The sequence below is a fragment of the Sinorhizobium sp. genome (genome assembly GCF_059070375.1).
On the sequence record NZ_JCACWC010000002.1, the window covers coordinates 276,958 to 289,984 of the forward strand.

Sequence of the window (13,027 nt, forward strand, 5' to 3'; positions counted from 1 at the left end):
AATAGAAGTGACGCCGATCCGCCTGCTGCACGCCAATGACGCGGCCTTCCCCGCACTTGCGACCCTCATGGAGGAAATGCAGGCGCATTACCGCGTGGCCTGTCCGCCGCGCGCCGAGATAATCGCGGGGCTTGAAGCCATGCCGCCGGGCGCGGAGATCCTCGTCGCCGAGGAGCATCGTTCGGTGCTCGGTTTCGCCGCCTTCTCCGCGATTTACCCCGGGCCGGGCCTGAAGCCGGGCGTCTTTCTGAAGGAACTCTACGTCAGCGGATCTCAGCGGGGCCGCGGCCTCGGCCGGGCCTTGATGCAGAAGCTCGCCAGCCTGGCGAAGGAGCGCGGGCTCACGCGCATCGATTGGACCGCGGAGGCAGAAAACACACGGCTCCTCTCCTTCTATGAAGAATTGGGCGGCGCACGCAAACCGGACAAGGTCTTCTTCCGGCTCGACGGAGAGGCGCTCGCGCGGCTGGCGGGCTGAGCGGGCGCGCCACGACCCGGGCCGGGAGCCTCAGTCGCCCATGCCTTCGGCTTCCGCCATCAGCCATGCCTCGAAAGTCCGCATGGAAGCACTCGGCGCGATGTCCCGCGGTTTTGCGAACCAGTAGCCATGGTCGCTTCGATATCCGAAGCCGTTCGGATTGACGAGCTTTCCCGCCGCCAGGTCATCGAGGATAAGGCCGCGCGGGATCAAGGCCATTCCCTGTCCGGCAAGTGCCGCCCGGATCACCATTGTATAATAGCCGAAGCGCGTGGTGTGCCGGACCGCGAGGTCGTCCTTGCCATGACCTTTGGCGAAATAATTCCAGTGCAGCGGCGTCTGCGGGTGCTCCAGCATGATGCCGTAGGCGAGATCTTCGATCGTCTCCGGAGTGCCGTTCTTCTCCCAGTAGGAAGGGGCGCTGACGACAAGAACCTCGCGCCCGAAGAGATAGCTGGTCTCCTCGTCCGGCAGCGGTTCGCTCAGGAAACGGAATATCGCATCGGGCGTCTGGGACTGTGTCGGAGAAACGAACGTCGTGAACTGCACCTCGATCTCCGGGTGCTGCTCGGTAAAGCGAAGGAAGCGCGGCAGCAGCCACCGGTCCCCGAAAATGGGCGGCACCTGCAATCTCAGCACGCGCGGGCCCGGTTTTAGGCGGGCGACGCGAAGGGCGGCGTCCTCCATCGCCTTCAATGCGGTGCGCGCCTGTTCGATATAGATCGTCCCGACCTCCGTCGGGATCATTCCGCGCGGTGTCCGGACGAAGACGGGGCTGCCGATCAGCTCTTCGAGCGACAGCAATTGCTTGCTGACGGCGCTCTGCGACAGCGACGTGCTTTCGGCGGCAGCGCTCGTCGATCCCCTTTCGGCCACCGCAAGCAGCACCTGAAGCGCGGTCGTCGAAGGCAAGCGCCGCCGTCCCGAAGCCATGAAAATTCCTCCGCCAGATTCAGCCGATGCGGGTCCGCTCCGCCCCGTTCTTTGCGCAGACCCTAAATAAGTGCCCGGAGCAAGGCTAGTCGTTTTTGTCATAGCTTGGTGAAATAACTTCGCTTGCCGGGATATGCCACCCGTGGGAGCTTCTTCGAAAGAATGACAAATAAAGGGAACGAAGATGACTGAGCCCACTCAGCTTTGGGGTGGACGATTCAAGTCCGGACCGTCCGAAGCGCTTGCCAATCTGTCCCGCGCGCCCCGCTCTTACTTTCGCCTGTACAGGGAAGATATTGCAGGTTCGCGCGCCCATGCTTCGGAGTTGAAGCGGGCCGGCGTCCTGGACGAGAGTGAATTCTCCGCGATACGCGCGGCCCTGGAAGGCATCGAAGCCGATGTCGGTGCCGGCCGCGAAGAACCTATTGCGGCCGACGAGGATCTGCATACCTTTCTCGAACGTCTGTTGATGGCGCGCCTCGGCACGCTTGGCGGCAAGCTTCGCGCCGGGCGGTCGCGCAACGACCAGACGGCCAACAATACGCGCCTCTATCTGCGGCGCATGGCGCGGGAGCTTTCCCGGGGCGTGATCGCCATCGAAGAAGCACTGATGGAGCAGGCATCCCGGCATACGGAGACCGTGATGCCCGGCTTTACCCATCTTCAGCCGGCCCAGCCGGTCGTGCTCGGGCATCACCTCATGGCGCATGCGCAGTCGCTGCTGCGCGACCTGCAGCGTTTTGCCGATTGGGACCGCCGCTTCGATCGTTCGCCTCTGGGTGCGGCCGCGCTGGCCGGCTCCGGCATTGCGCGCCGCCCCGATCTCTCCGCCATCGATCTCGGCTATTCGGCCGCTTGCGAGAACTCCATCGATGCCGTCGCCGCGCGCGATCACGTCGCCGAATTTCTCTTCATCTGCTCGCTGGTGGCGGTGGATCTCTCGCGGCTTGCGGAGGAAATCTGCCTCTGGAGCTCCAAGCAGTTCAGCTGGGTACGGCTGCATGATTCCTATTCCACCGGCTCCTCGATCATGCCGCAGAAGAAGAACCCCGACGTCGCCGAGCTGACGCGCGGCATGTCGGGCACGCTGATCGGCAACATCGCCGGCTTCCTCGCGACCATGAAGGCGATGCCACTCGCCTATAATCGCGATCTCGCCGAGGACAAGCGCAGCCTGTTCGAGACGATCGACGTTCTCGAACTGGTCCTGCCCGCCTTTGCCGGCATGGTGGGAACGCTGGAATTCGACGTGGAGAAGCTGCGCGACGAGGCGCCGAAGGGCTTCACGCTCGCGACCGAAGTGGCCGACTGGCTGGTGGGCCGGGACGTGCCTTTCGCCGAAGCGCACGAGATCACCGGCGCAGTGGTGCGTTATTGCGAAGAGCGCGGCCACGACCTTGCCGGCCTGACGGCTGAGGATCTGCCGGGGATCGATCCGCGGCTTCAGCCGGAGATGCTTGCGGCAATGGCGCTCGAAAAGGCGCTTGCGAGCAGAAACGGCTACGGTGCAACGGCGCCGGAGCGGGTTCGCGAGCAGATCGCCCGCTTCGAAACGGCGCTTGCCGGCTGCCGCGCCTTTGCCGGCGGCCCGGCCGGCGGCGGGGCCTTCGCGGGAGCGAAGAACGGCGCAGAGGAGGCGCGACGCCGATGAATGTGGCAAGCCTCGCAACTCCGCCTGCGGATTCCAAATACGAGATCGCCCACCTGAAACTGGTGCCGAAGCGCCATATCGGGCGGATGATTGCGGCGGGCATCGTGCTCCTGCTGTTTGCGGGTCTCGTGCGGGCCTTCAGCGTCGGGCAGATCGAATGGAGCTATGTGCGCGATTTTCTGTTCGCACCCGCAATCCTCGCCGGCCTTTACAACACCCTGCTGATGACCGTTGCCGCCATGGGCCTCGGCATCGTCCTCGGCGTCGTCATCGCCATCATGCGGATATCAGGCAATCCGGTGCTGTCGTCGATCGCCATCGGCTATATTTGGGTCTTTCGCGGCGCCCCGGCGCTGCTCCAGTTGATGCTGTGGTTCAACCTGGCGCTCATCTTCCCGACGCTCGGTATTCCGGGATTGTTCGAGTTCAGGACGGTGGACGTCATGACGCCCTTCGTCGCCGCCGTACTCGGGCTCGGCATATCCCAGGGCGCCTATACTTCGGAGGTCGTGCGAAGCGGGCTTCTGTCCGTCGACAGCGGTCAGTACGAGGCTGCGCGCACGATCGGCATGACGCAGATGATGATGCTGCGCCGTATCGTCCTACCGCAGGCGATGCGCGTCATGGTGCCGCCAGTCGGCAACGAGGTGATCGGCATGGTGAAGCTGACGTCGCTCGCCAGCGTCATCCAGTATTCCGAGATCCTCCACAATGCGCAGATCATCTATTTCGCCAATACCCGCGTCCTGGAGCTGCTGCTCGTCGCGAGCTTCTGGTACCTGCTCGTCGTCTCCGTGCTCTCGATAGGGCAGCACTATATCGAGCGCTATTTCGGCCGCGGTTCGAAATCGATCCGCTCGTCCATGTAAGGTCGGTCATGAACCAGGATATTCTCGTCAAGGCTATCGACGTCACGAAGAACTACGGCACGTTCCGCGCCCTCGACAAGGTCAGCCTGGACGTCGCCCGCGGGGAGGTGAGCTGCATCATCGGTCCTTCGGGCTCGGGCAAGAGCACGCTTCTGCGCTGCATCAATCTTTTGGAGCGGATGGACGGCGGAGCGATCTGGGTTGAGGACGAACTGATCGGCTACCGCCGCGACGGCAACAATCTCCACGAGATCAGCGATGCGGAGATTTCGCGCCAGCGGCGGCGGATCGGCATGGTCTTCCAGCGCTTCAACCTGTTCCCGCACAAGACCGCCCTGGAAAACATCACCGAGGGGCCGGTGCAGGTGCTCGGCGAGCCGGTGAAGGAAGCGCGCGACAGGGCGTCGGTATTGCTGGAGCGGGTGGGCCTGGCGGACAAGGCGAACCATTACCCTTCCGAGCTTTCCGGGGGCCAGCAGCAGCGCGTCGCGATCGCCCGCGCCATGGGCATGCGGCCGGACCTCATTCTCTTCGACGAACCCACATCGGCGCTCGACCCTGAACTGGTGTCGGAAGTGCTCGATGTGATGCGGGACCTTGCCGCTTCCGGCATGACGATGATCGTCGTCACCCATGAGCTCGGCTTCGCCCGCAACGTGGCGAATACCGTCACCTTCATGGAGACCGGCAAGGTGGTCGAAACAGGCTTGGCATCGGAGGTTCTCAGCACCCCGAAAAGCGCCCGAACGGCGGAGTTCATCAAAGCCGTTCACAGCTGAGGAACAGAAAAACGGCGGCAGACGAAGCCGCCGGCTCGAACCAGGACAAGATGGGGAACCACATGAACAAGCACATCGCAGCGCTCACGGTTGCATGCCTCGCCGCAACCTCCGCCAATGCGGCCGGCCTGCCCGAGCGGGTGAAGTCGGCCGGCAAGGTCGTCGTCGCCAACCAGCCGAACTATCCGCCGATGGAATATGTCGACCCGGCGACCAACGAACTTAAGGGTGTCGACATCGATCTCGGCGTCGCGCTTGCCAAAGAGCTCGGCACCACGATCGAGTGGTCGAATATCGGCTTCGAGCAGATGATCTCGTCGCTTCAGACTGGCCGTGTCGACCTTATCCATAGCGGCATGAGCGATCTTCCGAAGCGCCGGGATACGCTCGATTTCATCGATTACATGAAATCCGGCGCGCAGTTCTACACGTCCTTTGCCCGCAAGGACGAGTTCAAGACGCTCGCCGATTTTTGCGGCAAGACCGTCGGCATGAGCCGCCGCACCTCCTTCCCGGACGAGACGGCGAAATGGAGTGCTGCCAATTGCGAAGCCAAGGGGCTGCCGGCCATCAAGGTCGTCGGCACGGAAGGCTCCGCCGATGCCCGCGCCCAGCTCAAGCAAGGCCGGCTCGACGCCGCCGTGCAGGGTTCCGAAACACTGCCCTATCTGATGGATCTCGAGAAGGACACCTACGCCGTCGTGGGCGAGCCCTTCACCGTGGTCTATCAGGGCATCGGTTTCGCCAAGAAGGACACGGAACTGCGCGACGCCTATGCCGCAGCGCTGAAGGCCCTGATGGAATCAGGTGAATACAAGGCGATTTTCGCAAAATACGGCCTCGAGGGCACCTTGCTCGATGGCATTTACGTCAATGGCGAAGCGGTGAAGTAATCCGGCGCGCTGCGGCCCCGCCCGAACAGGCCGGGCCGCAATAGGTGCCGTCGCCGACCGATTCTCGACAAACCATGAGCAGTTCCATGCCCCGCGTTGCTGCCGACACGCCGGTCGACAGGCTGGCATCCATTCTTTCAGCCTTTAAGTTCGAAGCGCTTCCAGCCGATGTCGTCGAAAAGACCAAAGTCCACATCGCGGACACGATCGGCGCGGCACTGGCTGGCGCGCGCTCGGCGGAAGCCGGCATCGCCCGCAGGGCCGCCGGTGTGCCCGGTAGCGCGCTGATCTGGGGCACCGGCGATCGCGCAGCAACGCGTGAGGCCGCGCTCATAAACGGGGTCGCGGCACATGCTTTCGAACTCGACGATTCCGGCGGGTGCGACCATTCGGGCGCCGTCGTCATTCCCGCCGTTCTGGCCGCGATTGCCGAAGCGAAGCGGCCGGTGACGGGCAGGGAACTCATCGCCAGCGTGGTCGCGGGCTACGAGACCGGCCGGCGCGTCCTCGAAGCGGCGGGCGGATACGATAGCCACAACGGGCTTGGCTGGCATTCCACGGGCACCTGCGGCACGCTTGCGGCTGCGGCGGCCGTTGCCAGGCTTTCCGGTTTCGATGATCTTGCCACACGCGATGCGATCACGCTCGCCACCAGCTTCTCCTCCGGTCTCTGGGCCTTCATCCATGACGGATCGCAGGCGAAGAAGATCCATGCCGGCCGCGCGGCCGAGGGCGGGCTGCTGGCGGCGCGGTTGGCAGGGGAGGGCCTTGCCGGCCCCTCCGAGGTCTTCTCCGACGTCTGGGGCGGCTTTTTCCGATCGTTCAACAAGGATGTCTGCGAGCCGCAGAAGCTTTGCGAAGGACTCGGCGAAGACTGGAAGGTGAGGCGTGCGGTCCTCAAACCCTACGCCTCCTGCCGGGGCGCCCATTCGGCGATCGATGCGCTGGACGACCTGCTTTCGGAAACGGGCCGTGATGCAGCTGAGATCGACAGGATCGAGTTGCGGTTGAGCGCCATGCTGATGGGCATGTGCGGCGCCCGGGAGAGCGGCGCCATGGCGCCCACGCAGATGAGCCTGCCCTATGCGCTTGCGGCACGCTGCGTGTTCCTGACGGCCGGGCTCCAGGCCTATGCCGCCGACCGACGTGCCGATCCCCGCCTGCGGGCCGTCATGGACCGCATGCTGCTAACGGTAGACGATGGGATGCAGCCGCTCGACGAGCCGGTCGTCACGCTTCTCTTCAAGGACGGCGCCCGTCTGGCACGAATGGTGCCCCGCGCGACCGGCTCCGCCGAAAGGCCGATGCGCCCCGCCGCCATCCGCGCCAAGTTCGGAGAGCTCGCCGTGATGAGCATCGAAACGGAGCAGGCGGACGGGCTCTGGCGGATGCTCGCCGAATTCGAACACGTCGAGGATTGCCGCGCTCTGGAGCCCTTGCTTGCCGGCGACGGCGACAAGCGTCCCGTCTTTCGCTGAGGATTTCGTCATGACCTACGACCTGACGCCCCGTCCGCTCAATCCGGCGCCGCAAACGCCGGCGATGAGCTGGCCGAACGGCGCGAAGAGCGCCGTCTTCATCGGCTTCGACGCGGATGCCGAAACCGCATGGATCGGCAACAATCCTTCGAATGTCGATCGGATGGTGACCACCTCCCATGGCGGCTACGATGCGCGCGTCGGCATTGCCAGGATCGTCGAACTGATGGACGAGCTGGCGATGAAGGCGACGTTCTTCACGCCCGGATGGACGGCGCTTGCCCATCCCGCGGCCTGCGAAAAGATTGTCGCGGCCGGACACGAGATCGGTCACCACGGCTATCTTCACAAGATACCGGATCGCGATCGGCTGGACGAGACGTTCGAGGAGATCGACCGCGGCTTCGAGGCGCTGCAGCGGGCATTCGGCATCCGTCCGGTCGGTTACCGCGCGCCCTCGGGAGAGAACTTTCCCGAGCTCATCGCCTATCTTGCCAAAACGGGCATCCGCTATTCCAGCTCGTTTCGCGACGACATCCTGCCCTACCGGCACGCTTCGGCTGACGGCGTGCCGGGCCCGGTGGAGATTCCGGTCAATTTCGCATTCGACGACTGGAATTTCGGGATGTCCAGCCGCTCGAGCGCGCGGCCGCTCTTCGGCCGCGAAGCCGTCCTCGCCCTCTGGGTCGACGAATTCGAGGCCACCCATGCCTGGGGCGGCGTCACGACGCTCGTCCTGCACCCGCAAGTGTCCGGCCGTCCGATGCGGTGGCACCTCCTTCGCGACTTCCTGCGCCACGTTCAGGCAAAAGGCGAAGTTTGGATCGCAACCGGCAAGGAGATCGCCGACCATTTCGAGACGCTGGAACGGCAACGCGGCGCATCATGACGGCGCCTTTTGCACGCCCTCATTGCCGTGTGACAAGCACAGGGGTGAGGGAGCAAGAGAGAGAATCGTCAGGGCAGGTTCCAGATCCGCCGCGCATTGCCGGAGAGCAGCTTCCTCCGTTCCTCGGGACTGCAGCCTTCGATGAGAGCCTGGGTGGCCGCGACCCAGGTCGAGAGGTTGCCGCCGAGGGTGCAGACCGGCCAGTCGCTGCCCCAGACCACGCGGTCCCAGCCGAAGGCCGAGATCGTGTGCTCGACATAGGGACGGATGGAGGCGAGCGTCCAGCCTTCCTCCGCATAGGCGACCACTCCGGAGATCTTGGCGACGACATTCGGGCGGCGGGCGATCTCGGTCATATGATCGCGCCAGGGATGCTCCGCGCGAGTCTTTACATCCGGAACGCCGCAATGGTCGAGAATGAACTGAACGTCCGGCGCGAGGTCGGCGAGTGCCATGGCTTTCGGAATCTGATGCGGCAGGACGCAGAGATCGAAGGTGAAGCGGGTGCCGGAGAGCCGCTTGATGTTTTGGCGAAAGAGAGATTGCTCGGAGAGATCGTCGGCAACGACGTGCAGCACCCGCCTGAAACCCTTGACGAAGGCGTTTTCCTCCTGCCGCGCGAGATAGGCGGCGAAGCCTTCCTCTTCCGGTCGGCAGGCGGCGATTGCGCCTTTGAGGAGGCTTCCGGGCTCACCCGCAAGACGCGCGACCTCGCGCGTCTCGAGTTCGATCTCAGCCGGGTCGACGTCCACCTCCATATGCAGCGAGGCGGCAATGCCCACGCGCTTTGCCTCCGCCGCATAGGTCGAATAGAGAAAATCGCGATCGAGCGCGGGAACGCCGGCGAGCCACGGATAGTTGAGCGCGGATTTGTCGATCAGATGCAGATGCGTGTCGATGATCAAGGCTGCTCCTCCTCTTCATTCAAATAGGAAGTCTGTTTTTCCGGCGCGGATCAACCCTGCGCGACATCGGCTCCGGCGAGCGCCGAGAGTTGCGATGCGGTCTTGAGCAGGAGCGATATGGTCTCGGTGATATCAGGGGCCGAAGGATTGTTGACCAGGGAGATATAGGGGCAGGTGAGCGCTGCGATGCTGCGTCCGTCGGGCCCCAGGATCGGGGCGGAGAGGTTGTAAACACCGGCGGTCTGGGCACTTGCCATCATCTCGTAGCCGCGCTCGCGGATCTGGTCGAGACGGGCGTAGAATTCCGGGGTGAGGTTGATCTCGTCCCTGCTGCGCACATGTTCGGAGATCATCATTTCCCGTTCCTCCGGCGAACGGAATGCAAGCAGCACGTGGCCCGATCCGGTGTCGAACAGGCTGATATGCGAGCCCACCCGGATCGAAATGCCCCAATAGTCCGGCGCCTCCTGCTGCGCGATCACGACGGCGGAGCCGCGGTCGAAGACGGCGAGTTGGTTGGCCTGCTTAGACCGCTGGGCGAGGTCACGCATCAACGGCGTGGCGAAGGAAGCGAGCCGGCGCACGGGCGCATGCAACTGCGCCAATCCGAAGAGCTTCAGGGTCAGCGAATAGAGATCGCCGTCGATACGGGTCACGTAGCCGCGGCGCACGAGACGGTCGAGCATGCGGTAGAACTCGTTCGGACTGCGGTTCAGCCTCTTCGAAATCTCCGCCTGCGTGAGGCCGCCGTCGACGCTGGCAAGCAGCTCCAGTATGTCCAGGCCCTTGTCGAGTGCCGGCGCGCGATACTTATCGGACTCTTCATTGTCCATCCGCGTCTCTCCCAGATGAATATTCCTCTCCATATACGCATGAAAAGCGGAAGACGGAAGGGAATGACCCTTGACCATCCATAAATTTGTCGTTTGTATATGAATTAGTTTCTCACGGATGAGGACTCATGCTCTCGGAGAAGGGCGTGTTCAGTGGAGGAAGTACAATGAACAGGCTGCTTTCCGGCGTATCGGCCGGAGTGATCATGCTTGCTTGCGCAATGGGGGCGGCAAATGCCGCGGACCTGCCCGGCAAGTTCGAAGGCGTGACCATCGACGCCAAGCTGATCGGTGGACAGCAGTACGAAAAACTCTATGAGCGCATCGGCGAATGGGAGAAGGCGACCGGAGCCAAGGTCAACATCCTGTCGAAGAAGAACCACTTCGAACTGGACAAGGAGATCAAGTCCGATATCGCCACCGGCGGCCTCACCTGGTGCGTCGGTTCGAACCACTCCTCCTTCGCGCCGCAATATCCGGACATCTATGCGGACCTTTTCGGCCTCATCCCTTCCGAAGAAGTGTCCAAATTCGTGCCGGCAGTAATCGACGCCTCGACGCTCGACGGCAAGCTCGTGATGCTGCCGCGGGCGCAGTTCGACGTCTCCGCGCTCTATTTCCAAAAGAGCCTTTACCAGGACGAGGCGAAGAAGACCGAATTCAAGGCCAAATACGGCTATGACCTCGCGCCGCCGGACACCTGGGCTCAGGTGAGCGACCAGGCGGAATTCTTCGCCGCTCCGCCAAATTTCTACGGCACCCAGTTTGCCGGCAAGGAGGAAGCGATCAACGGCCGCTTCTACGAAATGCTGGTCGCCGAGGGTGGGGAATATCTCGACAAGGACGGCCGTCCGGCCTTCAATTCGGAAGCGGGCGTGCGCGCGCTCGAATGGTTCGTCAAGCTCTACAAAGACAAGGCGGTACCGCCGGGCACCACCAACTATCTCTGGGACGATCTCGGACAGGGCTTCGCCTCGGGCTCGATCGCGGTCAATCTCGACTGGCCCGGCTGGGCATCCTTCTTCAACGATCCGAAGTCGTCGAAGGTCGCCGGCAATGTCGGCATCAAGGTTCAGCCGGCCGGCTCCTCCGGCAAGCGCACCGGCTGGTCCGGGCATCACGGCTTCTCGGTGACCGAATCCTGCGCCGACAAGGAAGCAGCCGCCTCGCTCGTCTGGTGGCTGACGAATGAGGACAGCCAGAAGCTCGAATCCGCCGCCGGCCCGCTGCCGACGCGAAGCGCCGTCTGGGACTACAACATCAAGGCCGCTGAAGGCGACGCCTACAAGACCGAGGTCCTGCAGGCCTTCCAGGAAGCGGCCAAGCATGCTTTCCCGGTGCCGCAGACGGCTGAGTGGATCGAGATCTCCAACGCAGTCTATCCGGAGCTGCAGGCAGCGATCCTCGGCGACAAGACGTCGAAGGAAGCGCTCGACGCCGCCGCCGAAAAGGCGACCGGCATCCTCGAAGACGCCGGCAAGCTCTGATCCCGATTGAAAGGCGGCGCCGGACCGTTTCGGCGCCGCCACGCATGTGAACTCTTCCCAGGATCTCCGATGAAGCTCTCGAAACTGTCGGCACCCACGCTTCTGCTGCTTCCGGCCTTCATCGTCCTGGCAGTGTTCATCGTGCTGCCGCTCGTCTTCTCGCTTTATTCGAGTTTCACCCCGTTCCGTCTGACGAAGCCGGACTCGCTTTGGGTCTTCATCGGGTTTCGCAACTATGTGAACGTCCTCACCAATGCCGAATTCTGGGTCGCGTTCGGCCGGACGGTGCTCCTTCTCACCGTCGCGCTCAACGCCGAGATGTTCCTCGGACTTGGCTTGGCGCTGCTGGTCAACAAGGCGACTTACGGCCAGCGGGCGTTGCGGACCGCGATGATGTTTCCGATGATGTTCTCGCCGGTGCTGGTGGGCTTCCAGTTCAAGTTCCTGTTCAACGACAATATCGGCTTCGTCAACAACGCGCTGCAGTCGCTGGGCCTCACCGACCGTGCCATCCCCTGGCTGATCGACGGCAATCTCGCGCTCTTCTCGATCATCGTCGCAGAGGTCTGGTCGTCGACCGCGGTTTTTGCGATCCTCATTCTCGCCGGGCTGCTTGCCATGCCCAAGGATCCGGTCGAAGCGGCCCATGTCGACGGCTGCACGCCCTGGCAGACCTTCCGCTATGTCACCTGGCCCTACCTGATGCCCTTCGCCTTCATCGCGATGACGATCCGTTCGCTCGATGTCGCGCGCGCCTACGACATCGTCAAGATCATGACGGATGGCGGCCCGGCAAAGCGCACCGAACTGCTCTGGACGCTTATCGGACGCACCGCCTATGGCGACGCCCGCATGGGGATGGCCAACGCAATGGCCTATGTCGCCATCCTGCTGTCGATCGTCTTCACCGTCTATTTCTTCCGCAAGCTCGCCGCGGCGCGCCAGCAGATCGGAGCCGAGTGGTAATGGATACGAACGCGTCTCATCGCCTGCGGCGGCGGTTGCTGAAGGTGGCGCACCTCGTGGGGCTCTTTCTCGCCATGCTGGTCATTTGCCTGCCGGGCCTCTGGATCGTACTGTCATCGCTGAGGCCGACGGTCGAGATCATGGCCAAGCCGCCGGTCTGGATCCCGGAGACGCTCTCGTTCGACGCCTACCGGGCGATGTTCTCGGGCGCCGGGCAGGGGGGCGTCCCGGTCTGGGACTATTTCCGCAATTCGCTCATCGTATCGGTCACCTCGACGGTCATCGCCCTGGCGATCGGCCTTGCCGGCGGCTATGCCTTCGCGCGCTACCGGTTCAAGGCGAAGTCGGCCATCTTCCTCGGCTTCATGCTGACGCGCGCGGTGCCGGGCATCGCGCTGTCGCTGCCGCTCTTCATGCTCTATGCGCGCACCGGCATCATCGATACGCATTTCTCGCTGATTCTCACCTATGTCGCGCTCAACGTTCCCTTCACGATCTGGCTGATCGACGGATTCTTCCGCCAGGTGCCGAAAGATCTCGCGGAAGCCGCGCAGATCGACGGCTGCACCCCTTGGCAGGCCTTCTGGCAGGTGGAGTTTCCGCTTGCCGGCCCGGGCATTGCGTCGGCCGGTATCTTCGCTTTCCTGACGTCCTGGAACGAATATGCGCTCGCTTCGCAGATTACCCGCTCCGTCAATTCCAAGACCTTGCCCGTGGGGCTCCTCGACTACACCGCCGAATTCACCATCGACTGGCGCGGCATGTGCGCGCTCGCGGTCGTCATGATCGTTCCGGCGTTGACCCTCACCTTCATCATTCAGAAGCACCTCGTCTCGGGCCTGACCTTCGGCGCGGTGAAAGGATAA

The 13,027-nt window shown here is 63.3% G+C and carries 13 protein-coding genes; 10 read left to right on the top strand and 3 right to left on the bottom strand.

From position 1 onward, the window contains the following. Nucleotide 1 precedes the first annotated feature (1 nt). The gene (locus tag AC5J09_RS05950) at nucleotides 2–478 is read left to right on the top strand and encodes a GNAT family N-acetyltransferase (RefSeq protein ID WP_324764632.1); all 477 of its coding nucleotides are present in this window, start codon (nucleotides 2–4) and stop codon (nucleotides 476–478) included. Between the two features lie 30 nt (nucleotides 479–508). On the opposite strand, the gene AC5J09_RS05955 is transcribed toward AC5J09_RS05950, so the two are convergent. Next, nucleotides 509–1,411 (bottom strand): LysR substrate-binding domain-containing protein, encoded by a 903-nt coding sequence (locus AC5J09_RS05955; protein WP_324763862.1) that lies wholly within the window; start codon nucleotides 1,409–1,411, stop codon nucleotides 509–511. 184 nt (nucleotides 1,412–1,595) lie between these two features. Here AC5J09_RS05955 and argH point away from each other — a divergent pair, with 184 nt between their 5' ends. The 6 genes from argH (at nucleotide 1,596) to AC5J09_RS05985 (ending at nucleotide 7,970) form a co-directional block, all read left to right on the top strand. Beyond that, nucleotides 1,596–3,062, top strand: a complete 1,467-nt coding sequence (gene argH / locus AC5J09_RS05960; protein WP_324763861.1) for an argininosuccinate lyase — start codon at nucleotides 1,596–1,598, stop codon at nucleotides 3,060–3,062. Beyond that, the gene (locus tag AC5J09_RS05965; RefSeq protein WP_100670655.1) at nucleotides 3,059–3,931 is read left to right on the top strand and encodes an amino acid ABC transporter permease; all 873 of its coding nucleotides are present in this window, start codon (nucleotides 3,059–3,061) and stop codon (nucleotides 3,929–3,931) included. The genes argH and AC5J09_RS05965 overlap by 4 nt, the downstream gene beginning before the upstream one ends. Before the next feature lie 8 nt (nucleotides 3,932–3,939). Further along, on the top strand, nucleotides 3,940–4,710 hold the full coding sequence (locus AC5J09_RS05970; protein WP_324763860.1) for an amino acid ABC transporter ATP-binding protein: 771 nt from the start codon (nucleotides 3,940–3,942) through the stop codon (nucleotides 4,708–4,710). Between the two features lie 62 nt (nucleotides 4,711–4,772). Then, nucleotides 4,773–5,603 carry an ABC transporter substrate-binding protein gene (locus AC5J09_RS05975; RefSeq protein ID WP_324763859.1) on the top strand — a complete coding sequence of 277 codons (831 nt, stop codon included), beginning with the start codon at nucleotides 4,773–4,775 and terminating at the stop codon, nucleotides 5,601–5,603. A gap of 86 nt (nucleotides 5,604–5,689) precedes the next feature. Further along, nucleotides 5,690–7,081 carry an MmgE/PrpD family protein gene (locus AC5J09_RS05980; protein ID WP_324763858.1) on the top strand — a complete coding sequence of 464 codons (1,392 nt, stop codon included), beginning with the start codon at nucleotides 5,690–5,692 and terminating at the stop codon, nucleotides 7,079–7,081. Between the two features lie 10 nt (nucleotides 7,082–7,091). Further along, entirely contained in the window at nucleotides 7,092–7,970 is an 879-nt protein-coding gene (locus tag AC5J09_RS05985) for a polysaccharide deacetylase family protein (RefSeq protein ID WP_324763857.1), read from the top strand. A gap of 68 nt (nucleotides 7,971–8,038) precedes the next feature. Here the strand turns inward: AC5J09_RS05985 and AC5J09_RS05990 are convergent, their stop codons facing one another. Both AC5J09_RS05990 and AC5J09_RS05995 read right to left on the bottom strand, forming a co-directional pair. Then, entirely contained in the window at nucleotides 8,039–8,875 is an 837-nt protein-coding gene (locus AC5J09_RS05990; protein ID WP_324763856.1) for an amidohydrolase family protein, read from the bottom strand. Nucleotides 8,876–8,925: 50 nt separating this feature from the next. Continuing rightward, nucleotides 8,926–9,708, bottom strand: a complete 783-nt coding sequence (locus AC5J09_RS05995) for an IclR family transcriptional regulator (protein ID WP_100670645.1) — start codon at nucleotides 9,706–9,708, stop codon at nucleotides 8,926–8,928. A 167-nt stretch (nucleotides 9,709–9,875) separates the two neighbouring features. On the opposite strand from AC5J09_RS05995, the gene AC5J09_RS06000 reads away from it, so the two are divergent. The 3 genes from AC5J09_RS06000 to AC5J09_RS06010 all read left to right on the top strand — a co-directional run bounded on the left by AC5J09_RS06000 (nucleotide 9,876) and on the right by AC5J09_RS06010 (nucleotide 13,027). Continuing rightward, nucleotides 9,876–11,195 carry a type 2 periplasmic-binding domain-containing protein gene (locus tag AC5J09_RS06000; protein WP_416385268.1) on the top strand — a complete coding sequence of 440 codons (1,320 nt, stop codon included), beginning with the start codon at nucleotides 9,876–9,878 and terminating at the stop codon, nucleotides 11,193–11,195. Nucleotides 11,196–11,264: 69 nt separating this feature from the next. Next, nucleotides 11,265–12,161: a carbohydrate ABC transporter permease gene (locus AC5J09_RS06005; RefSeq protein WP_018097177.1), complete on the top strand. Its 897-nt coding sequence runs from the start codon at nucleotides 11,265–11,267 to the stop codon at nucleotides 12,159–12,161. Continuing rightward, a complete protein-coding gene (locus AC5J09_RS06010; protein WP_018097176.1) occupies nucleotides 12,161–13,027 on the top strand; it encodes a carbohydrate ABC transporter permease in 867 nt (288 codons plus the stop codon). Before AC5J09_RS06005 ends, AC5J09_RS06010 begins: the two co-directional genes overlap by 1 nt.

Coding starts and splice junctions, on each gene's coding strand:
- AC5J09_RS05955 (WP_324763862.1), bottom strand. CDS start 1,411: ATGGCTTCGGGACGGCGGCGCTTGCCTTCGACGACCGCGCTTCAGGTG.
- AC5J09_RS05995 (WP_100670645.1), bottom strand. CDS start 9,708: ATGGACAATGAAGAGTCCGATAAGTATCGCGCGCCGGCACTCGACAAG.
- AC5J09_RS06000 (WP_416385268.1), top strand. CDS start 9,876: ATGAACAGGCTGCTTTCCGGCGTATCGGCCGGAGTGATCATGCTTGCT.
- argH (WP_324763861.1), top strand. CDS start 1,596: ATGACTGAGCCCACTCAGCTTTGGGGTGGACGATTCAAGTCCGGACCG.
- AC5J09_RS05975 (WP_324763859.1), top strand. CDS start 4,773: ATGAACAAGCACATCGCAGCGCTCACGGTTGCATGCCTCGCCGCAACC.
- AC5J09_RS05965 (WP_100670655.1), top strand. CDS start 3,059: ATGAATGTGGCAAGCCTCGCAACTCCGCCTGCGGATTCCAAATACGAG.
- AC5J09_RS05970 (WP_324763860.1), top strand. CDS start 3,940: ATGAACCAGGATATTCTCGTCAAGGCTATCGACGTCACGAAGAACTAC.
- AC5J09_RS06005 (WP_018097177.1), top strand. CDS start 11,265: ATGAAGCTCTCGAAACTGTCGGCACCCACGCTTCTGCTGCTTCCGGCC.
- AC5J09_RS05985 (WP_324763857.1), top strand. CDS start 7,092: ATGACCTACGACCTGACGCCCCGTCCGCTCAATCCGGCGCCGCAAACG.
- AC5J09_RS05980 (WP_324763858.1), top strand. CDS start 5,690: ATGCCCCGCGTTGCTGCCGACACGCCGGTCGACAGGCTGGCATCCATT.
- AC5J09_RS06010 (WP_018097176.1), top strand. CDS start 12,161: ATGGATACGAACGCGTCTCATCGCCTGCGGCGGCGGTTGCTGAAGGTG.